The sequence below is a fragment of the Stenotrophomonas sp. YJH_SMC_135 genome, assembly GCF_059372355.1.
The window spans coordinates 94,712-115,576 of record NZ_JCAFVN010000004.1; the positions used below are offsets into that span (position 1 = coordinate 94,712).

The following is a 20,865-nucleotide window of genomic DNA, read 5'->3' on the forward strand; positions in this document are numbered from 1 at the left end:
ACTTTCATTCCGTCAATGGGCGGATCTCACGGCTTTCCGCCCGATCCCGCAGACGCATGAATGCACTCAGAGTTCGGCATCGGCGGTGTAGTGGCCTGCCAGTAGAACAGAGCCGCTTACCAGGAAGCCCGCACCGCCTACGTCAGCCATGAACGCCTGGCTCGTTGCCATGACTACGTTAGTCAGCGTTCCCGCGCGCCATGTTCCACCCGCGGCGTCGTAGTACCTCCAGAAGCTCGGCGATCCGATGTCACCACCTTCTCCGCCTGCATGGAACAGCAGCTTTGGCGTGCTGCGCATCGTGCCTTTGAACTCTGCAACAACGCGGCAGGTACCACTGTTGAAGGCCACGGCGTTCCGATGGACGGCGGAGCTGCTCCTGCTGTTGGGAACCTCTGTAACAGGAAAGGACTTCTGGTAGTAGCGCTGGCACAGCGCAAGCTCGTGGGCCGGTGATCTCCACTCGAAGCGGGTCGCCCGTGCGCCGGCTTCCCACTGCATTTCACCGAAGTACAACTGGCCTGCCTGCGCGCCGAGCCCTCCTGTGCGCGCGTTGAAGTCGCTGCCTGCTGAGAGCCATACCGCACAGATGACCGAATCATCGCCACCGCCAAGCGTCTTACCGTAGATGGAAGGAAGACTGACGGTCTTGCTGATCCGGTTCAGGCCCTGTACGAGCGTGAAAACTTCCGGCTGGATCGCCGTGACAGTGGGGCTTCCGCCCGTTCCGAAGCGCTGCAGGAACTCGACTGCGATCTTTCTGCCTGCGGTGCCTGCGTTGTAGACCAGGAAGGATAGCGTGCTCTCCGATGCGGCAAAGGTCCGCACACTTTCCACACGCTGCTCGAACAGGAAATGGTGTCCGGCGGCGTTGTGATTCCCGTTGCAATTGGCGGCCAACGTAAACAGGCTTCTCGGGAAGTTCGAATCGCCCGGGGCAACGGGTGATTTGAATATGACTGCTCCGTCCATCCCTCCCTGCTGTGCAAAGAATCTGTCTGCACAGTAGGCAGCGGCGGCGGTGAAGTTGTCCCCACGCTGCCAGAGCTCGAAATTCCCATTGATCAAACGGTTCTTTCCCGAGACTGAGTCTGCGATGGCACCAGGCATTCCCTCCAGCGCCAACGCAACATCCTGAAAGTTCTGGTTGATCTTGGTGAAGGCGGGCCGCTGGGTCTCCCCCCGCTTTCCGTTGGGCTGGATGGTATCCAGGTCGATTCGTTGAAGATCAATGCTCATGCCTACGCCTGGAAGGTCTGTTCGAAGGTGGCGGTGATGGTCGATACCTGGCCGCCGAGATGGCTGTCGGTGTAGGAATCACACATGTACAGCCCCTGCCCCAGTGGCCCTTTCCACAGGAAGCTGCGGCCGGCATGACCATCCAGGAAGGTCACGATCTCGTTGATCGTTTTGCGGTTGCCGACGAACTGCAGCTGGTAACTGCGTGAAGTGGCGTTCAGGCCATCGGCAGCGGCCTGCGCATAGCCATCTCCGAACTTCGCGCGCTTCACTGCGGCGGTGGTTGTTCCAGTACTCTGGCTGGTTGCCGGCCAGGTGAAGGTGTCGGTCATTGCATGGCACTCCTGCTGAGCACACCACCTGCCTTCAGGTCACGACTCTGCAGCTCGCGGTACTTGCGTTCCACGAACTGGCCGATTTCGTTGCCGAACTGCTGCAGCATGCTTTCGTTGGTGGTGACTTCCTTGCCACCGTTGTTGTCGATGCGGATGCTGACTCCCACTCCGCCACCACCCCCGCCACCGTGCGCGGCCACACCCAGGCGGCCGTCCGGCCCGCGCCGCAGCGGCATGATCGCTTCCGGTCCCGCTTCGCCGAACACGCCGGCGCCCTTGGCGAAGGCGAACAGCTGCGGGGTGTTGTAGATGCCACCGGAATAGGCAGAGAGACTGGGTGAGGCATAGACGCCTCCCAGGGCATGAGGCGTCATGTTGCCGCTGGTCAGCCAGCTGGTGTTGTTGCCGAAACCGGCGGCGAATCCCGTCGAGGGAGCTGCGCTGGCACCCCCGCCCATGCTTCCGGCGAAGGCACCTACCACACTGTTGATGATGCCCATCAGGGCCTGCTGCGCTGCGATTCGTGCCAGGTCCGCGATGATCGAATCAGCCAGGTCGCTGAAGTTGAGCTTGCCGGTAAGAACGAACTTGGTCAGAGCATCTTCAGCGCCTTTGAATGCCTTGCTGAACAGCTCCTGGGTCATGCCGGCCGTATTGGAGGCGGACTCGTTGTAGTCCTCAAAGGCACTGCGCGCGCCATTGCGCCAATCGCCCATCTTCTCCATCCGACGGCCCTGATGGTCCTGCTCATCCTTCAAGCGTCGATCCCGGCTTGAACGCAGCGCGTTCGACTGGTCGCGGAAGCTCTGACTGCCTTCGGGCGCGCCGCTATCGCGCAGCGCCTTCATCCCTTGATCGTACTCACGCTGGATGGCATTGACGCGGGCGAGCCGTGCAGTGGCTTCCTTGCCGTGACCGAAGCCCAGGAGTTCCTGCTCGTTCGCGCTGCGACGCGCTTCTTCTGCGTCTCCCAGCGATCTGTTGAGCTTCTCCAGTTGGGCGGCAGCCGCAATCTCTTCCTTCTTCTGCGCAAGCGCCTGATCGCTGACTTCCAGGCTGGCACGTGCCGTTTTCAGACGTATGACGGCAGCCGTGTCACCTTTCTCCTCCGCATCCTTCAGCGCAATGGTAGCTTCGTCAAGAAGGCGCGTGCTTGCGGTCTTCTTGTCTATCCCCAACCGCTGGATATCGTTCTGGTCGATCTGCTTCTGGATGCGCTCGAACAAGGTGGGTTCGGCCGGCACAGATGGGAGACGTGGAACTGCGGCAAGGGACGGCCCGCGCGCGGGTGGGTCTGCCGATGGAGGGCTGGCAGGCAACGTCGCTTCGATCAGGATCGGCTTTATGTTCTGCTGTACTGCGCGCAGCGCTCCCTTGGCCTCTTCCAGCTCTTTCTTGGCACGAGCATATTCGGCAAGGCTGTAGCTTGAGCCCGTGGTCCCGCCCAGGGTGGTGTTGTGCCAGCGACGCAGGTTGGTTTCGGCATCTGCGATGTTCTTGCGCAGATCGTCGCCGCTGTCTGCCCGGAACGGCTCCTTCACCATGTCCCACAGCTCGGAGAAGACGGTCTTCGCCTTGCGCCACGCGCCTTCCATCAATGTGGCGCTTTGGATGACCTTGGGGGCCACCTCTCCGATCTTGCCTGCATACGCCTGCATCAGCAGGGCCGAGGCGTCGGCCTGGTTTCCCTGCGCGATAAGCGATTGGATCTGCTTTCGCTGTGCGTCGGTGAGCACATCGGTCTGCTGCTCCAGCTCCCTGAGCGCTGCAACCGGGTCCTGCCTGATCTTGACGAACGATGCGATGACCTCTTCCGCGCTGCTGACACCTGCGTCCTGCCACTGCAGCGCGGCCTGCGCGACCATCCGTAGTTCGTCCCCGGCGAACTGACCTGTCATGGCGATCTGGTTCAGTGCTTCGGAGGCTTCACTCATGGTGATGCCATCAATTCTGCTCATGGCCTGCGCATAGCCGGTCAGCTGCGGCACGTTGGCGCTGAGCCGATCGCCGACGATCAGCAGCGATCGCTCGAAGGACGCCGCCTCGTCACTGGCGGAGTTCCAGGCGACGGCTACGCCCCCCACGGTGGCAGCCAGTGCTGCCGCCGCCGCTGCCATGGGATTGGCCAGCGCGGGGAAACGGCCAACCAGCCCGGTAAGAACCTCGGCGGCATCGTCGTAGGCACCCTTCAACTCCGTCGCTTTGCCGATCTGGTCGGCAAATGTCGAGCCGCCCCAATCGGCTCCAGCGTTTCCGCCGAATGTTGCGGCCGCGCTGCCCGACGCGCTTGCCGCCGCTTCGGCGTCATTGCGGTAGGCACGCAGTTCATCGCGCGCTGCGCGGATGGCGCGTTCGTTGCTGGCCATCTGACGGGTCATTTCGTTGATCAGTACTGCGCTGGCCTTGAGTACGGCATTGAGCATCTCCTGCTCCAGCCGCATGCTGTCCACCTGCGCGCTTTGCTGTAGCAGCATCTGCAGGCGTGCGCGTTCAGCCCTGTCCAGTTGCTGATACTGCTGCTGTGCGGAGGCGGTCATGTCGGCCAGGCTGCGCTTGGCAGCCTGCGTGGCGGCGCCGAGGTTGCTGTTGACCTCGATATCCACCCGCGCAACACCGAGCGGTGTCTCGCTCATAGGGGTTTCCTCAGGAAAAGGTGACCCCGCCGGCTGGCGGGGTCGGAGTGAGCCAACAGGTGGCTCATTGGCTGTGCATCTCGTCGAGGGCAGCCCGCTCTATCACGCGGATGCCTGCCATTACTTCTGCGTGCTTTTCGGCAGTAAGCCCTTCACGCTCGAGCTCCCGGTAGACCACGTTGTAGTCCAGACCCGTCGGGCCACCGGCGCCGGTGCGCCACTGGGTGGAGACCCGCGAGAAGATGTCGATGGGAAGTGCACATTCTGGCCATAGTTCGATCTGTGGCGGCTGGAAGTGCTTTGCCTTCAGGCCGAGCTGGTTCAGTTCGGCCTCGGTGGGGGCACGCCAGTACAGTGCCCCCACCGCCTCGATCAATTTCCCTTGCGTGCGACCTGCAGAGCCTGCACGTAGCCACCTACGATGGCGCCGTCCAAGCCGATCTGCTGCTGAAGTGCCAGTTCGACACCTGCCGTATCCAGCGCTACATCTGCATCCCACTCAGTGACGATGTCCAGGATTGCCTGGGCAGGCGTCACCTCGCCGGCCGCCAGGCGCTGCAGCAGGTCCGCGTACGCGGCCTGCTGCAGGTGACGGTAGGTCAGGTTGAGCTTCTGCTCGCGGCCATGGCCGGCAATGGTCAGGGTGCTCTTGAAGGTCTCAGGTGCCTTGACCTGGAACATCAGACGCCCTCCACCAGGATCGAGTCGGCCAGCGCGGTGAAGGTCGCGGTGGTGCCCATCGGGGTGTTGGCGGCCATGGTCGGGTCGCCGTTGTAGCTCAGGTAGCCGTACCAGTACAGCACGTCGCCGCCGACCAGCTTGGCCCGCAGGATCACCGGCTCGCCCTTGGCGTCAGCGTTCTTCAGTGCCGAATACCACGGCTTCTTCGGATCGTAGAACAGCGGCAGGGTGATGGTCTTGGCGTTCTTGAAGGTCGGCATCTGGACCTGGCGACCGGTCGGGTCTTCGAGCAGCGTGCCGCTCCAGTATTGCTGCTCGCCACCGGCGGTGGTCGGGTCGCCCTGCTGGTCCAGGTCGACGAAGGCGCCCGCCTTGCGCAGTACACCGGCACCGCTGGTGCCGGGGAACAGCACGGTATCGGTGGTGTCGATGCCCAGCAGCTCAACGCTGCCGGTGGCTTCAGCACCGGCGCGGGTGGCGCGGTTGTTCAGGGCCGGCCAGCCCGGCAGTTCAATGACCACCACATCGCCGGTGTCGACGCTGTTGGCGGCAACGCTGGCCAGCGCCGGCGCAGCCTTGGAGATCGCGCTGGTGGCGATCGCGGTGGAGACGACCGGTGCGAAGCCGAACTGGGTGCCCTTGGGAAGCTTGAGTGCCATGGTGTATTTCCTCTATGGATTGAAATGAAAAACCCGGCAAGCGCCGGGTCTGGGGTGTTGCATGGAACGGTGAAACTACGGGTTGGCGTACCACAGCCCGAATTCGAGTCGTGCGCCGTACTTCCTGATTGCCGGCTCATGGACGGCAATGGCGGCGCCGAACGATTCGGACTTCGGTAGACCTCCGCATACCTGATCCTCGATGTTGCGGATCAGGGTGTTGGCCTGGGCGCGGCTGTCTGCCCAGACGGTCAGCTGCACGCGAGCGTGCTTCTGTTCGGGAATGGAACCTTCGTTGAACCACACGGACTGTCCACCCATCTGCTGGTAGACGGCACACGGATAGATGACCGGTTCCGGCGGAAGGTCGGGATGCAGCCGGCCCTGCAGCAGCGGGGCCAGCAGCGCGTGCAGCTGTGCTTCGTAACTCATCGCGGTGTCCTGGTTGGCGTCGCTCAGGCGATGCCTGAAGACTGTTCGGTGAACAGCACCGTGGTCTGGCGCCGGCTGAAGTCGGGCGCAACGCCGGTGATGTTGAAAACACGACCGTCATGCACGATGCGCATGCCGGCCTGGATGCCTGCCTGTCGTGCGGCTGCCAATCGGACATGGAAGCGCTGGCGCCGGATCGTTGCCGGCAGGCGGCTTTCCAGCGTCAGCCGCTGCACGCTGTCTGCGCGGTCGGCGATGATGGCGGCCCACAGTTCTGCCACCGGCTGCCAGGCGTCCAGCGGCTGCCCCCACGCATCGAGCTGGCCGTCCTGGCGCTCGATGCGGATGCGGCGATTGAAGTGGCCGGCGTTCATGGCGTTGCTGCCGATCGGTACGGATCAAGCAGCGCGGCCACGCCGAACGGCAGCTCCATTGCGATGGCAGTGGCGCCTGCCGGTGCATCGAACGTCTGCGCAGAGACGACCACGGCTTCGCGATGAGCGTACAGGTGGCCCAACAACAGGCGCACCGCTGCACGGATGCTGTCGTTGGCCGGCATGCCCTGCAGCAGGCGCGCACTCCGCGCGGTCGCCACGGCCAGGCGGCGATCGGCCACATCACGCATGGCCTTGGCCTTGGCCGCGTTGGTCTCGGCATTGGCGGCGGCAACCGCGGCTTCATGCCCGGTCACCGCCGCCGCCATGTCCTGCGGCAGCTGGTCCAGCGCCTGGTCCAGCGCGGCCTGGTCGACGTACAGCTCGCGGCCCAGATAGGCCGCGGCTGCGTCGCTGGCTGCGGCCAGCAGGTCACCCAGGATGGCGTCGTCAAAATCGCCGTCGATACGGCAGTGCGCGCGGCACTGCTCAAGGGTCAGCAGGGGCATCGAATCCTCCTTCGTTGATGGATGTGGAGTGCCCCGATCCTGCGCGCACGGCGACGCCCCACGCGATCACCAGGACGGCGCGGGAAAGGCAGGATCGGGGCGGAAAACAGAACGGCTGCGACGGGGACGTCAGGGCCGGTGGCGGTGACCTCGCAGCGCGCGACGGCGCAAACGAAAGAAGCCCCCGGGGTCACCGGAGGCTTCTATGTCATCGTGGTACAAACGATACGCTTCGGGTGTGCACCCGTCAATCCGCAAACGGTTACCAGTCTGGTGACTTTTCCAGGCGCTGTGCGGGCGTGGTCATGGCGACGTGCCGCAGGCTGGATAGAATGGCAACGCGCTGCTTCCGCAGCCCATTTCCCGCTGGATTCCCGCATGCCTGCCACCCCCGAACGCTTCTTCGATGCGCGTACCGAACAAGGCGTGCTGCGCCTATCCATCGCAGGCTCATTGCTGCTGGCTGCCGCTGCGGTGGTATTTGGTCTTCTGGCCAATTCCTCGCTGATCATCTTCGATGGCATCTACGGCCTGATCGATGTGGTGATGACCTGGCTGTCACTGCTGGTCGCGCGTCTGATCGCACTGTCCACCAGCACCGACGCGCTGCAGTCGCGGCTCAACCAGCGCTTCACCATGGGCTTCTGGCACCTGGAGCCCATCGTGCTGGGGGTGAGCGGCACGCTGATGATCGGCGCGGCACTGTATGCGCTGGTCAATGCAGTGGATGCGCTGATGTCCGGCGGCCGCCACATCGCACTCGGCCCAGCCATCGCCTTCGCCGGGTTGTCGATCATCGGCGAAGGTGCGCTGGCCTGGTTCGTGCTGCGCGCCAACCGCCGCATCGGTTCGGAGTTCATCGCGCTGGACGCGAAGAACTGGGTGATCGCCGCCAGCATGTCGGCCTGCTACCTGCTGGCCTTCCTTGGCGGCGTACTGGTGCGCGGCACCTCGCTGGCCTGGGTCGGGCCGTACATCGACCCGGCCATCCTTGCCTTCGTCTGCGTGCTGGTGATGATCGCCCCGCTCGGGACGGTGCGCCGGGCGCTGGCCGGCATCCTGCTGGTCACCCCGCCGGAACTGCAGGCGCACGTGGACGCGGTGGCACGCGCGATCGTGGCCAAGCATGGCTTCGTCGAGCATCGCAGCTACGTCGCCCAGGTGGGGCGTGGCGAGCAGATCGAGTTGTTCTTCGTGGTACGCGAGGACGACCCGCCGCGGCCCCTGCTGGAATGGGACCAGCTGCGCGACGAGATCGGCGATGCGCTGGGCGAGGCCTCGCCGGACCGCTGGCTGACCATCATGTTCACCACCGACCGCGAGTGGACGATCTAGGCCAGCAGGACGATCAATCAAGTTTTTCGTACGGACTGCAACCCAACGTACGCGGAAACCGGGCAAAGTAGGCTCCAACGCAACTCCCACCCACTGACCAGGAGCATCCCGATGTCCATCGAAAAGGTTCTGTATACCGCCCAGGCCACCTCCACCGGCGGCCGTGAAGGCCGTTCCGTCTCGTCCGACAACGTGCTGGACATCCAGCTGTCGACCCCGCGCGAGCTGGGTGGTGCCGGCGGCCCGGGCACCAACCCGGAACAGCTGTTCGCCGCTGGCTACTCGGCCTGCTTCCTGGGCGCGCTGAAGTTCGTGGCCGGCCAGGCCAAGGTCGCGCTGCCGGCCGACACCACCGTCACCGGCAAGGTCGGCATCGGCCAGATCCCGACCGGCTTCGGCATCGAGGCCGAGCTGACCATCAACGTGCCGGGCGTGCCGCGCGAGCAGGTGGAAGAACTGGTGCAGAAGGCGCACATCGTGTGCCCGTACTCCAACGCCACCCGCGGCAACATCGACGTGACGCTGATCGTTGCCTGATGCGGTGCCGGGGTCGGATCCCTTTGCCACCGGCAAAGGGCTCTGACCCCATCCCAGGCCCGCACGGCTATATGGGGTCAGAGCCCTTTCGCGTTGCGAAAGGGATCCGACCCCCAAAAAAATGGGCGGATGCCGGTCGAAACCGGGCATCCGCCCATCCCACCTCGGGTGGGCCCCAGCACGTGGCCGGGGACGCATTCGCTGCGGCGCGCATCCATCCTTCTGGAGAAGAGCCCCCTTGTTGTTCAAGGGGGCGCGCCAACGGCGCGGGGATAAGGTGGAATGCGCGGACCAGCGACCAGTTACTGGTCGCTGGTGATGAGCTGCACGACGCTGGAGAAATCCAGCTTGCCGCGGCCGGCCTGGTGGTTCATCGAGTAGAGATTGCGGGCCACTTCGCCCAGCGGAATCGAAGCGCCGACACTCATCGCCGCTTCCACCGCCAGGCCCATGTCCTTCAGCATCAGATCGCTGCCGAAGCCACCGCTGTAGCCACGCGAGGCCGGCGCATTCTCCAGCACGCCCGGCCACGGGTTGCACACTTCGGTGGCCCAGCTGCGGCCGGTGCTGACCGCCATCATCTGCGACAGCACCTTGGGGTCCAGCCCGTGCGCCACGCCCAGTGCGATGGCTTCACCGGTCACCGCCATGATCACGCCCAGCGCCATGTTGTTGCACAGCTTGGCGACCTGGCCAGCGCCGCTGGCGCCGACGTGGAAGATGTTCTTGCCCATCGCCTGCAGCACCGGGCGTGCGCGTTCCAGCGCGTCTTCCTCGCCGCCGACGATGAAGGTCAGGGTGCCGGCCTGGGCGCCGGCGGTACCGCCGGAGACCGGTGCGTCGATCATCTGCAGGCCACGCGCGGCGGCCGCTTCCGAGACCTTGCGGGCGCTGGCCGGTGCGATCGTGCTGCAGTCGATGACCAGTGCACCGGCCGGGATCGCGGCAAGAATGCCGTCGTCGCCCAGGTACACGCCTTCGACATGACGGCTGGCCGGCAGCATCGAGATCACCACTTCGGCATCGGCCAGGGTGTCGCGCGCCGACGATGCAGCGCTGGCGCCGGCGTCGACAGCGGCCTGCACCGCGGCCGGAACCAGATCGAACACGCGCACGCTGTGGCCGTTCTTGACCAGATTGGTGGCCATCGGGCCACCCATGTTGCCCAACCCGATGAATGCAATGCGGCTCATGCAAGGCTCCTTTCAACAAGGGGAGTGCCCAGGTCGGCCAGCGGATGCGCGGCGTCGGCCCAGGGGGAAGCGAAGAAGGTGTCTGCCCACGCGCCAGTGGCCTGGGCCAGGGTGGCCGGGTTCCACTGCGGATTGCGGTCCTTGTCGACCAGCAGCGCGCGGATGCCTTCGGCGAAATCACCATGGGCGGCGCAATGCAGGGCGACGATGTACTCCAGGCGGTAGATCGCGGCCAGGTCCTGGCCGGCACTGCGGCGCTGCAGTTCGTACGCCAACCGTGCCGAACCCGGTGCACCGGCAGCAAGGGTCTTCTGAGCCGCCTGCAACCAGGCGTCGTCGGTCTGCAGGCCGGCAATGCGCGCCACGATGGCTTCAAGGTCATCGCCTTCGCACAACGCATCGACCTGCGCCGCGTGGGCCAGCAGTGGACCGGTGGCGGCATCGCTGGCATGCGACTGCAGCAGATGGGTCAGGCGTTCGTGGTTGTGTGCGGTGTCATTGGACCAGGCCACCTGCAGCAGCGCATCGAACACCGCGCTGCGGCGTTCTTCGGCCACGTGCACGTCGGCCAGGCCGGCGTAGATGGCATCGCCCGGGTTGAGCAGTGCACCGGTCAGGGCCAGGAACAGGCCACCCTTGCCCGGCACGCGCGACAGCAGCCAACTGCCACCTACATCGGGGAACAGGCCGACGGTGATTTCCGGGAAGGCCAGCTTGGAGCGTTCGCTGACCACGCGGTGGCTGGCGCCGGACATCAGGCCGATGCCGCCGCCCATCACGATGCCGTGGCCCCAGCACAGGATCGGCTTGGTGTAGGTGTGGATGAGGTAATCGACGCGGTATTCGACGTCGAAGAACTCGGCGGCATAGGCGTTCTGGCGGATGTCGCTGTGGCCGGCCTCACGGAAGGCGACCATGGCCTTGTACAGGCTGTGCAGGTCGCCACCAGCACAGAACGCCTTTTCGCCGGCGCCCTGCAGCACCACCATGGCGATGCCATCGTCATCGGCCCAGGCATTCAGCTGCTTCAGCAGCAGGTGCGCCATCGGCAGCGAGAAACCGTTGAGCGTACGCGGCGCATTGAGCGTGGCGATGCCGATGCGCGTGCCGTTGCCGGCCACGCGCTCTTCGAACAGCACCGGTGCGTCGTCGGCAGCGGTATCCGTGCTCATGCGTTCTTCCACTGCGCGGGGCGCTTTTCCAGGAAGGCGGTCACGCCCTCGACCTGGTCGGCGGTGTCGAACAGGTCGACGAAGGCTTCGCGCTCGGCCACCAGCGCCGAGGCGTGGGTGCCGGTGCGGGTGGCCTGCACCAGGGTCTTGCAGGCGGCGATGCTGGTCGGGCTCTGCTTGCCGGCCTTCTTCGCCCATTCCAGCGCCAGTGCCTTGGATTCGCCCTTGCCGACCTTTTCTTCGGCCAGGCCAATGCGCAGCGCGGTCTCGGCATTGATGCGCTCACCCAGCAGGATCATGCGCTTGGCCCAGCCCTCGCCGACCAGGCGTGGCAGGTTCTGGGTACCGCCGGCACACGGCAGCAGGCCGACGGTGGCCTCCGGCAGCGCGACCTGGGCATGGTCTTCAATGATGCGCAGGTCGCAGGCCAGCGCGCACTCCAGGCCACCGCCCATGGCGTAGCCGTTGATCGCGGCGATCGACACGCCACGGAAACCGGACAGCGCTTCGAAGGCTTCACCGAAGCGGCGCGCGGCCTCACGTGCGGCGGCCTTGTCGCCGGAGGCGAACTGGTTGAGGTCGGCACCGGCGGAGAAGAATTTCTCGCCGTCACCGGTGATCACCAGCGCGTAGACGTCGCGGTCTGCGTTGAGCGCGCCGACCAGGTCGCGCAGCGCCGACAGGCTGTGCACGGTCCAGGTATGCGCCGGCGGGTTGTTCAGGGTGACCACGGCGGTGTGGCCATCGACCTCCACCTTCAGGCCCACGTGCTCCTGGGTACGCCAATCCTTCATCGCAGTTCCTCTTCGGTGTTGAGCAGGTGACGGGCAACGATCACCCGCATGATCTCGTTGGTGCCTTCCAGGATCTGGTGCACGCGGCAGTCACGCAGCAGGCGCTCGATCGGGTATTCGCGGATGTAGCCGTAGCCCCCGTGGATCTGCAGCGCTTCATTGCAGACGTTGAAACCGGCATCGGTGGCGAAGCGCTTGGCCATCGCGCACCACACGTTGGCATCGCTGGCACCGGCATCGAGCTTGCGTGCCGCGGTGTGCACCATCTGCCGTGCAGCCACCAGCTGGGTGACCATGTCGGCCAGCTTGAACTGCAGCGCCTGGAACTCGGCCAGCGCCTTGCCGAACTGGCGGCGCTCGCCCATGTAGCGGCGCGCAGCATCCAGTGCACCCTGTGCGGCACCCAGCGAGCAGGCGGCGATGTTGATGCGGCCGCCGTCCAGCCCCTTCATGGCCAGCTTGAAGCCGCCGCCTTCCTCTCCCAGAAGGTGGCTGACCGGCACGCGGACGTTTTCGAAGGTGATGCCACGGGTGGGCTGGCTGTTCCAGCCCATCTTCTCTTCCTTGCGGCCGAAGCTGATGCCCGGCAGGTCCGCCGGCACCGCAATGGCGCTGACACCGCCGGCACCGGCACCGCCGGTACGCGCCATCACCACCAGCAGGTCGGTGGCACCGGCGCCGGAAATGAAGGCCTTCGAGCCGTTCAGCACGTAGAAGTCGCCATCGCGCACGGCGGTGGTCTTCAGCGAGGCCGCATCGGAACCGGCGCCCGGTTCGGTCAGGCAGTACGAGGCCAGCTTGTTGCCCGATGACAGGTCGGTGCCCCAGGCATCGCGCAGTGCCGGCTGGCCCCACGTGGACACCATCCACGAGGCCATGTTGTGGATGCTGATGTACGCCGCCGTCGACGGGTCGACGCTGGCGAGCTCCTCGATGACGACGGCGGCGTCCAGTCGGCTCAGGCCGCTGCCGCCCACTTCCGGGTCCATGTACAGACCGCAGAAGCCCAACTCACCGGCCTTGGCGATCGCCTCGCGCGGAAAGATGCCCTCCGCATCCCATCGCGCGGCGTGCGGCGCCAGTTCGGCCAGTGCGAAGTCGCGCGCCGCCTCGCGGTACGCCTGCTGTGCTTCGTCCAGTTCCGTCGTCATCGAGTGGCTCATGGCTGCTCCTGCCGTTACTTCAGGCTGATCGTGGTGTTGACGCCGTGGCTCAGCGTCTCGTCATCGAACCAGCGCGCGGTGACCGTCTTGGTCTGGGTGTAGAACAGCACCACCTGCTTGCCGTACGGGCCCAGGTCGCCCAGCTTGGAGGCGCGCGAACCGGTGAACGAGAACAGCGGCACCGGCACCGGGATCGGCACGTTGATGCCGACCTGGCCGACGTCGATGTCTTCCTGGAACTTGCGCGCGGCAGCACCGGACTGGGTGAACAGTGCGGTGCCGTTGCCGTTCGGGTTGCTGTTGACCATCGCGATGGCCTCTTCCAGCGTTTCCGCTTCGAGGATGACCAGCACCGGCCCGAAGATTTCTTCCTGGTAGATGCGCATGTCGGTGGTGACACCGGCAAAGATGGTCGGGCCAACGAAGTTGCCCTTCTCGAAGCCATCGACCTGCGGCTTGCGGCCATCGAGCACCAGCTTGGCGCCCTGCTCCACGCCCGAGGCGATCAGGCCTTCCACGCGCTCGCGGGCGCTGCAGGAGATGACCGGGCCGACGTCGGTACCGGACACGGTGCCGGCGCTGACCTTCAGGGTCTGGGCCTTGGCCACCAGGTCCTGCACCCAGTTGCGCGCCTCACCGACCAGCACCAGCGTGGAGGCGGCCATGCAGCGCTGGCCCGCGGCACCAAAGGCGGCACCGACCATTGCGTTGAGGGTCTGTTCCTTGTTGGCGTCCGGCAGCACCACGGCGTGGTTCTTGGCGCCCATCATGCACTGCACGCGCTTGCCGGCCAGCGAGGCGCGGTTGTAGACGTGTGTGCCGACGCGGGTGGACCCGACGAACGACACGGCCTTGATGTCCGGGTGGTCGCAGATCGCGTTGACCACTTCCTCGCCGCCGTGGACGACGTTCAGCACGCCCTTCGGAATGCCGGCTTCCAGGGCAAGCTCGACCAGGCGCATGGTGACCATCGGGTCCTGCTCGGACGGCTTGAGGATGAAGGTGTTGCCCGTTGCAATCGCCATCGGGAACATCCACAGCGGGATCATCGCAGGGAAATTGAACGGGGTGATGCCAGCGCACACGCCCAGCGGCTGCATGATCGTGTAGGTGTCCACGCCATTGGCCACGTTGTTGGCCAGCTCGCCCAGCTGCAGGTTGCCGATGGCGGCGGCGTGCTCGACCACTTCCAGGCCGCGGAACACATCACCTTCGGCGTCCGGCAGGGTCTTGCCCTGTTCGGCGGTGAGGATGTGGGCCAGCTCACTCATGTTTTCGCGGATCAGCTGCTGGTACTTCAGGAAGATGCGCGCGCGGGTGCCGATCGGGGTCTTGCGCCAGGTCTTGAAGGCTTCCTTGGCGGCGGCGACGGCGGCGTCCACTTCGCCGGTGGTGGCGAACGGCACCTGGGCCAGCACGTCCTGGGTGGCCGGATTGATCACGTCCTGCCAGTGCGAAGTGGCCGATTCAACGAACTGGCCATCGATCAGCATGCGGATACGGGGCGCTGCAACAGTCATGACGACAATCCCACAGGGTGCGAAAGATGCTTGGCATTATTCACAGCACCCGACTCGATTTCCGGGCTGAATCCGCTTAATCTGGCCAACGCGCCCCACGATTCCTGTTAATTCTGTGAATTATTCAGCTCCCCAGCGGCAACTCGGCCTGCGCCTGCTGCGGCTGCGCGAGCAGCGCGGCTACAGCCAGGCCGATCTGGCGCGTGCGCTGGGGCTGTCGGCCAGCTACCTGAACCAGATCGAGCGCAACAAGCGCCCCCTGACACCGGCGGTGCAGAAGAAGCTGGGAGAGGTGCTGGGCGACGTTTCCTCGCTGTTCGATGACGATGAGCCCGCCGCCCTGCAGGAGGCGCTGGGCGAAACCCTGCGCGACCTGGGCCTGGCCGAGGTCAGCGCGACCGAACTGCGCGCCCTGGCCGGCAACCTGCCGCAGGTCAGCCGCGCGCTGTTGGACCTGCACCGTCGTCACCTGGCGCTGCGCGAGCACGCGGCCGCACTGGAGTTCCAGCTGGGCGAGCCCGGCGCCGGCAGCACCCTGCCCGCCGGTGACCAGGTGCGCGAGTTCTTCAACCGCATGCACAACCACATTCCCGAGCTGGACGAGCTGGCCGAGCAGCTGTTCGCCGAATGGGGGCTGTCGCCCGGGCATGTGGCACCGCGGCTGCGCCAGCTGCTGGCCGACCGCCATGGCGTGCTGGTGGAAGTGGCCGCACTGCAGGCCGGGCGCGAAAAGCGGCAATACGATGCCGGTGCGCGGCGGCTGTGGCTGCCCGATTACCTGGAGCCCGGACAGCAGGCGTTCCAGATGGCGGCCGAGCTGGCCCTGCATGGCTACCTGCCGCAGATCGATGCGGTGGTGGCGCGCGCCGGGTTCACCGATGAGGCACGCATCGCGCAGGCGCGGATCGGTCTCTCCAACTATTTCGCCGGTGCGCTGGTGATGCCGTACATGCGCTTCCTGCGTGCAGCCGAAACCAGCAGCTACGACATCGAACTGCTGGCACACCAGTTCGGCGTCGGCTTCGAAGCGGTCTGCCATCGGCTGAGCACGCTGGCACGGCGCAGCGCGCCCGGCCTGCCGTTCTTCTTCATCCGCGTGGATCGGGCGGGCAACGTGTCCAAGCGCCATTCGGCCACCGATTTCCATTTCTCGCAGGTAGGCGGTTCGTGCCCGCTGTGGATCGTCTACGAGGCGTTCAACCAGCCCGGTCGCATCCTCACCCAGACCGCGCGCATGCCCGATGGGCGCCGCCATTTCTGGCTGGCGCGGCAGGTCAGCAGTGGTCCGGTCGGCCATGGCCAACCGCGCAAGACCTTCGCGGTGGCGCTGGGCTGCGACCTGCAGCATGCCGAACGCCTGGTGTATTCACTGGGGCTGGATGTGCAGAGCCCGGGCAATTCGGTATCGATCGGCCCGGGGTGCCGGGTGTGCCCGCGCGAGGACTGCATGCAGCGCGCGTTCGCGCAGTTGCCGGGGCGATAGGGCGGGTTTGGCAGGGCCGCGCCCTGCACCCGTGGTAGCGCCGGCCGCTGGCCGGCAACAGCAGCAACCATTGCGGGGTCAGATCCGTTTTCCTGCGGAAACGGATCTGACCCCGATTCGAACGCGGGATCGGCTCAGTAGATCGGGGTCACCTTCATCTGCGGCAGCGGACGCGGTGCACCGTCGGTGAGGTCGGGGCCGAGGTCCTCCCAGGTGCGGCCCTGCTCGACCATCAAGCCCCACAACCGCTGCGAGGCCAGCCGTTTGTCTTCCGAGCCCAGCTTGTACGACGGTGGCGTCGGCTGACCGCTGGCGACCATCGCGTACGCCGCGCGGTAGGCCAGCACCTGCTGCGCCGGATCATCGGTGCGCGCCACTTCCAGCGTGTAGCGCTGGTAGGCCGAGGCCAGGTTGCGCCAGCGGATCCAGTAGTGGTTCTCGAACGAGAACGAACAGAAGCGCGCACCGGCCAGGCTGCCCTTGTCGGCGATGCGGGAGAGTACCTCCTGCGGCATGTCCAGGTTCATGCCGCCTTCGTCGCCCTGCAGGCTGACGTGCACGATGCGGTCGCGATAACCCGGTGCGCGCGCCTGCAGCAGGTCGCGCCAGTTCTGCATGGTCGCCACCACCGCGAACAGGAAACGACCCAGCTCGGCTGCGGCCAGTGGCGTGGCGATGGACTGGTAATGCCGTTGCCAGCCGTGGCGGTTTTCGGTGGGCAGGAACACCGCATGTTCCAGCGCCTGGCGGCCGCCGCTGCCCTGGCTCACCGCTTCGGCGTGCTGTGGATAGACCAGGTTGATGGCGAAGGTCGGCCAACGCGGCAGGGCGGCGTCGAACAGATGGATCGGGAAGTTGCTGCTGATGCCGCCATCGGAGAACCAGCAGATGCGGAAGGCGGTGATCACCGGGCCGCAGGTCTGCCCGGCACTGGTCAGCCCTTCCATGCTGTCGGCAACGTTGTGCTCCTGGTCGGCCGCAGGGGCGGCCGGTTCGCAGCGTCGTTCGCGGCGTGAGGGTTCATGCAGCGGCACCGCGCTGATCAGCAGCGGGAAGCTCAGGCTCATGCGCGTGGCCACCAGCACCGGCAGCTTCGGGCCCTGCGGCAGGTGGTAGTACTGCCGCCCGTCCACCTCCAGCGGCGGGCCGGCCTGCGTCACCAGCCACTGCACCACGCCGGCAGGAAACAGCTGTTCGAACTCCTCGCGCAGGAACCAGAACTGCGCACCGCCGAGTGGCAGCGTGCGCGGCTCGTTGTGCGAGATGCAGGTGGTGATCATCTGCAGGCTGATCGCATGCGGGCTGTCAGGCTCACCGGCGTAGCGCGGCGCATCGTGCAGGTCGGCGAAGGTCAACGGTGCATCCAGCGGCTTGCCGGACAGCTGCTGCAGGCATTCATGCAACCACTCGGTCAGCGCCGGCGTGCGTGGATCGCGGCTGAGGCCGCTGCACAGGCCCAGCAGGTTGCGACGCGCCACCCGCGCGACCCGCAGCGCGGCACCGGCCACACCCGCACCGTAGGCGCACAACAGTGATGGCAGCAGCGTGGCGGCCACGCCGCTCCAGCCACCGCCCCACCAGCCCAGGCCGAGCAGCAGTGCCAGCGACACCAGCACTTCCAGCGGCGCGATCTCGAATACCGCAACGGCCAGGCACAGCAGTTTGTGCGGCAGGCGGGCATTGCCGGTCAGCACCACCAGCAGCCGATAGGCCGCGCGCGCGCCGCGCGCCGGCTGGAACAGGCTGTAGATGAAGCCGCGCCGCGACAGCTGTGCCGACACCGCCGACAGCCCGCCATAGCCGGCGTCGCCAGCCAGTTGCTCGCCGGCCTGCTGGCGGCGATCGCCGCAGGCCGCTGCAGCCGCCACCGCTGCCGCAATGGCGCCGGCTGAAGTGCCGCCGATGCTCTTGAAGCGATACTCGCGGGCCAGCGCCAGTACCGCATTGGGGTACACGATGCCGCTGGTGATGCCGCCTTTCATGACCAGATCGCAGTACTTGTCCGCCACTGTCTTGCCCCCGAGCATGCCGTCCGCCGCGTGGGTTGCAGTATGGCGCAGCGGCTTCTCAGGGCCTGAGAACAACGGCGCAGTCCGCGCACGCAATGCGCCGTTCAGCAGAAAGCACGGCTGCAGGCTTGACCCGCCCCGCCATCGGCGTAGCATCTGCAGCAAGCCAAGGGACAGACCCGCGGCTGCCACAACGACATGAGGGATTCTCATGGAATTCGACTATCTCGTCTTCATCGGGCGATTCGAGCCCTTCCACAACGGCCACGCCGCCGTTGCCCGCCTGGCCCTGAGCCGGGCCCGCAAGCTGATCTTCCTGGTCGGCTCTGCCGATACCCCCCGCAGCCTGCGCAATCCCTGGACCGTGGCCGAGCGCGCCGTGATGATCCAGGCGGCCCTCGACGGCCACACCGACCGTCTGCTGATCCGCCCGCTGCGTGACCACCTGTACAACGAAGCACAGTGGATCGCCAACGTGCAGCGCCAGGTGGCTGACGCCCTGCGCAACGACAGTGCCGCCGCCGATGCCAGGGTGGGCCTGATCGGCATGGACAAGGATGCGTCCAGCTACTACCTGCGCGAGTTCCCGCAGTGGCCGCTGGTGGACGTGCAGCACACCGCCACCCTGTCGGCCACCGAGCTGCGGCGCTACCTGTTCGAAGCCGGCGACGTCGACTTCCACGGCGCGCTGCTGATGCTGCGTGGCAATGTGCCGGCGCCGGTGTATGACATGCTTGAAGCGTTCCGCAAGAGCGCGCCTGCCTATGGCCAGCTGGTGGCCGAGTACCGCTTCATCGAACAGTACAAGGCCGCCTGGAAGGATGCGCCCTACGCGCCCACCTTCGTCACCACCGATGCGGTGGTGGTGCATTCGGGCCACGTGCTGCTGGTGCGTCGCCGCTCGGAACCCGGCAAGGGGCTGTGGGCATTGCCCGGCGGCTTCGTCGGCCAGGAACAGAGCCTGCTCGACAGCTGCCTGCGCGAACTGCGCGAGGAAACCCGGCTGAAGATTCCGTTGCCGGTGTTGAAGGGGTCGCTGAAGGGCCAGCAGGTGTTCGACCACCCGGACCGCAGCCAGCGTGGCCGCACCATCACCCACGGTTTCCACTTCGAGTTTCCGGCCGGCGAGCTGCCGCCGGTGCGCGGTGGCGACGATGCCGACAAGGCACGCTGGATACCGGTGAGTGAGGCCCTGGACATGGGCCCGCAGCTGTTCGAAGACCACCTGCACATCCTGGAGTATTTCCTCGGCCGCGGCTGACCGGCCCGGCTGTCCCACTGGCGGATAGACCGCCGGTGCCACCCGACGCGAAGGAGCTTCCGTCATGCACTACCTCGATAATCTTCTCCTCAACACCGACAGCTACAAGGCCAGCCATTGGCTGCAGTACCCGCCGGGTACCGATGCCACGTTCTTCTACGTCGAATCACGTGGCGGCCTGCACGATCGCACGGTGTTCTTCGGCCTGCAGGCGATCCTCAAGGACGCGCTGGCACGGCCGGTCACCCACGCCGACATCGACGACGCTGCTGCGGTATTCGCCGCGCATGGCGAACCGTTCAACGAGGCCGGCTGGCGCGATATCGTCGACCGGCTTGGCGGCCACCTGCCGGTACGCATCCGTGCCGTGCCCGAGGGCAGCGTGGTGCCCACCCACCAGGCACTGATGACCATCGAGTCGACCGATCCGGCCGCGTTCTGGGTGCCGTCGTACCTGGAAACGCTGCTGCTGCGGGTGTGGTATCCAGTCACCGTGGCCACCATCAGCTGGCACGCACGGCAGACCATCGCCGCGTTCCTGCAGCAGACCAGCGATGATCCGCAAGGGCAGCTGCCGTTCAAGCTGCACGACTTCGGCGCGCGCGGTGTATCGAGCCTGGAATCGGCCGCGCTGGGCGGTGCCGCACACCTGGTCAACTTCCTCGGCACCGATACCGTATCGGCGCTGTGCCTGGCGCGCGCGCACTATCACGCGCCGATGGCCGGCTATTCGATTCCCGCCGCCGAGCACAGCACCATCACCAGCTGGGGCCGCGAGCGCGAGGTGGACGCCTACCGCAACATGCTGCGCCAGTTCGGCACGCCCGGTGCGATCGTGGCGGTGGTATCGGACAGCTATGACATCTACCGCGCCATCAGTGAGCACTGGGGTACCACCCTGCGCGATGACGTGATCGCCTCGGGCGCCACCCTGGTCATCCGCCCCGACTCGGGCGACCCGGTGGAGGTGGTGGCCGAAAGCCTGCGCCGGCTGGATGAAGCCTTCGGCCACACCCTCAACAGCAAGGGCTACCGCGTGCTCAACCACGTGCGGGTGATCCAGGGCGATGGCATCAACCCGGATACCATCCGCACCATCCTGCAACGCATCACCGACGACGGCTACGCCGCCGACAACGTAGCCTTCGGCATGGGCGGTGCGCTGCTGCAGCGGCTGGACCGCGATACGCAGAAGTTCGCGCTGAAGTGCTCGGCGGCGAGGGTCGAGGGTGAGTGGATCGACGTCTACAAGGATCCGGTCACCGATGCTGGCAAGACCAGCAAGCGCGGTCGCATGCGCCTGCTGCGGCGCCTGGACGATGGCAGCCTGCATACGGTGCCACTGCCGGCCAACGGCGACGACACCCTGCCGGACGGCTTCGAGGACGCAATGGTGACCGTGTGGGAGAACGGCCGCCTGCTGCACGACCAGCGGCTGGACGACATCCGCACGCGGGCGGCCGTGGGGCATTGAAGGTGCATCCCGACCGGGGTCAGAGCCCGCTGCGTGGCAGCGGGATCCGACCCCTTCCTTCC

Annotated in this window: 20 protein-coding genes; 5 read left to right on the forward strand and 15 right to left on the reverse strand. The window is 66.1% G+C overall.

All coding sequences use genetic code 11. The features are described from left to right. Positions 1-66 precede the first annotated feature (66 nt). From AC5P98_RS15185 to AC5P98_RS15225, 9 genes are all read right to left on the reverse strand, one after another. On the reverse strand, positions 67-1,239 hold the full coding sequence (locus tag AC5P98_RS15185) for a hypothetical protein (RefSeq protein ID WP_049404983.1): 1,173 nt from the start codon (positions 1,237-1,239) through the stop codon (positions 67-69). Positions 1,240-1,241: 2 nt separating this feature from the next. Further along, complete coding sequence (locus AC5P98_RS15190; protein ID WP_032956275.1) at positions 1,242-1,571, reverse strand: phage tail protein; 330 nt, start codon at positions 1,569-1,571, stop codon at positions 1,242-1,244. Further along, positions 1,568-4,207, reverse strand: a complete 2,640-nt coding sequence (locus AC5P98_RS15195) for a phage tail tape measure protein (protein WP_053091714.1) — start codon at positions 4,205-4,207, stop codon at positions 1,568-1,570. Before AC5P98_RS15195 ends, AC5P98_RS15190 begins: the two co-directional genes overlap by 4 nt. Positions 4,208-4,271: 64 nt before the next feature. Then, a complete protein-coding gene (locus tag AC5P98_RS15200; protein ID WP_219634491.1) occupies positions 4,272-4,583 on the reverse strand; it encodes a DUF1799 domain-containing protein in 312 nt (103 codons plus the stop codon). After that, positions 4,580-4,888 (reverse strand): phage tail assembly chaperone, encoded by a 309-nt coding sequence (locus tag AC5P98_RS15205; RefSeq protein WP_032956277.1) that lies wholly within the window; start codon positions 4,886-4,888, stop codon positions 4,580-4,582. Before AC5P98_RS15205 ends, AC5P98_RS15200 begins: the two co-directional genes overlap by 4 nt. Continuing rightward, positions 4,888-5,547, reverse strand: coding sequence for a phage tail protein (locus AC5P98_RS15210; protein ID WP_032956279.1), 660 nt, complete (start codon positions 5,545-5,547; stop codon positions 4,888-4,890). Before AC5P98_RS15210 ends, AC5P98_RS15205 begins: the two co-directional genes overlap by 1 nt. Before the next feature lie 75 nt (positions 5,548-5,622). Continuing rightward, positions 5,623-5,979 (reverse strand): tail completion protein gp17, encoded by a 357-nt coding sequence (gp17, locus tag AC5P98_RS15215; RefSeq protein WP_495230088.1) that lies wholly within the window; start codon positions 5,977-5,979, stop codon positions 5,623-5,625. Between the two features lie 23 nt (positions 5,980-6,002). Next, positions 6,003-6,353: a head-tail adaptor protein gene (locus AC5P98_RS15220; protein ID WP_014645596.1), complete on the reverse strand. Its 351-nt coding sequence runs from the start codon at positions 6,351-6,353 to the stop codon at positions 6,003-6,005. Continuing rightward, positions 6,350-6,862, reverse strand: a complete 513-nt coding sequence (locus tag AC5P98_RS15225; RefSeq protein ID WP_049404985.1) for a head-tail connector protein — start codon at positions 6,860-6,862, stop codon at positions 6,350-6,352. The genes AC5P98_RS15220 and AC5P98_RS15225 overlap by 4 nt, the downstream gene beginning before the upstream one ends. 378 nt (positions 6,863-7,240) lie before the next feature. Between AC5P98_RS15225 and AC5P98_RS15230 the strand changes: the two genes are divergently transcribed. Together AC5P98_RS15230 and AC5P98_RS15235 are read left to right on the forward strand one after the other, a co-directional pair. Continuing rightward, positions 7,241-8,197, forward strand: coding sequence for a cation diffusion facilitator family transporter (locus AC5P98_RS15230; RefSeq protein ID WP_032956286.1), 957 nt, complete (start codon positions 7,241-7,243; stop codon positions 8,195-8,197). Positions 8,198-8,308: 111 nt separating this feature from the next. After that, a complete protein-coding gene (locus AC5P98_RS15235; protein ID WP_004153735.1) occupies positions 8,309-8,734 on the forward strand; it encodes an organic hydroperoxide resistance protein in 426 nt (141 codons plus the stop codon). Positions 8,735-9,036: 302 nt separating this feature from the next. Here AC5P98_RS15235 and mmsB read toward each other — a convergent pair whose 3' ends face one another. The 5 genes from mmsB to AC5P98_RS15260 are packed head-to-tail and all read right to left on the reverse strand — an operon-like array spanning position 9,037 to position 14,576. Then, the gene (gene mmsB, locus AC5P98_RS15240; protein ID WP_049404986.1) at positions 9,037-9,927 is read right to left on the reverse strand and encodes a 3-hydroxyisobutyrate dehydrogenase; all 891 of its coding nucleotides are present in this window, start codon (positions 9,925-9,927) and stop codon (positions 9,037-9,039) included. Further along, on the reverse strand, positions 9,924-11,099 hold the full coding sequence (locus tag AC5P98_RS15245) for an enoyl-CoA hydratase/isomerase family protein (protein ID WP_049404987.1): 1,176 nt from the start codon (positions 11,097-11,099) through the stop codon (positions 9,924-9,926). The genes mmsB and AC5P98_RS15245 overlap by 4 nt, the downstream gene beginning before the upstream one ends. Beyond that, positions 11,096-11,893, reverse strand: coding sequence for an enoyl-CoA hydratase (locus tag AC5P98_RS15250; protein WP_049404988.1), 798 nt, complete (start codon positions 11,891-11,893; stop codon positions 11,096-11,098). The genes AC5P98_RS15245 and AC5P98_RS15250 overlap by 4 nt, the downstream gene beginning before the upstream one ends. Beyond that, positions 11,890-13,056: an acyl-CoA dehydrogenase family protein gene (locus AC5P98_RS15255; protein WP_099475903.1), complete on the reverse strand. Its 1,167-nt coding sequence runs from the start codon at positions 13,054-13,056 to the stop codon at positions 11,890-11,892. Before AC5P98_RS15255 ends, AC5P98_RS15250 begins: the two co-directional genes overlap by 4 nt. Before the next feature lie 14 nt (positions 13,057-13,070). Beyond that, positions 13,071-14,576: a CoA-acylating methylmalonate-semialdehyde dehydrogenase gene (locus AC5P98_RS15260; protein ID WP_014645591.1), complete on the reverse strand. Its 1,506-nt coding sequence runs from the start codon at positions 14,574-14,576 to the stop codon at positions 13,071-13,073. Positions 14,577-14,691: 115 nt separating this feature from the next. Between AC5P98_RS15260 and AC5P98_RS15265 the strand changes: the two genes are divergently transcribed. Further along, positions 14,692-16,059 (forward strand): helix-turn-helix domain-containing protein, encoded by a 1,368-nt coding sequence (locus AC5P98_RS15265; RefSeq protein WP_053494643.1) that lies wholly within the window; start codon positions 14,692-14,694, stop codon positions 16,057-16,059. A 134-nt stretch (positions 16,060-16,193) separates the two neighbouring features. Here AC5P98_RS15265 and AC5P98_RS15270 read toward each other — a convergent pair whose 3' ends face one another. Further along, on the reverse strand, positions 16,194-18,086 hold the full coding sequence (locus AC5P98_RS15270; RefSeq protein ID WP_049404990.1) for a patatin-like phospholipase family protein: 1,893 nt from the start codon (positions 18,084-18,086) through the stop codon (positions 16,194-16,196). A gap of 193 nt (positions 18,087-18,279) precedes the next feature. Between AC5P98_RS15270 and AC5P98_RS15275 the strand changes: the two genes are divergently transcribed. Both AC5P98_RS15275 and AC5P98_RS15280 read left to right on the forward strand, forming a co-directional pair. Further along, positions 18,280-19,329, forward strand: a complete 1,050-nt coding sequence (locus tag AC5P98_RS15275; RefSeq protein ID WP_495230089.1) for a bifunctional nicotinamide-nucleotide adenylyltransferase/Nudix hydroxylase — start codon at positions 18,280-18,282, stop codon at positions 19,327-19,329. A gap of 64 nt (positions 19,330-19,393) precedes the next feature. Then, entirely contained in the window at positions 19,394-20,803 is a 1,410-nt protein-coding gene (locus tag AC5P98_RS15280) for a nicotinate phosphoribosyltransferase (protein WP_495230090.1), read from the forward strand. The last annotated feature ends 62 nt before the right edge of the window (positions 20,804-20,865 follow it).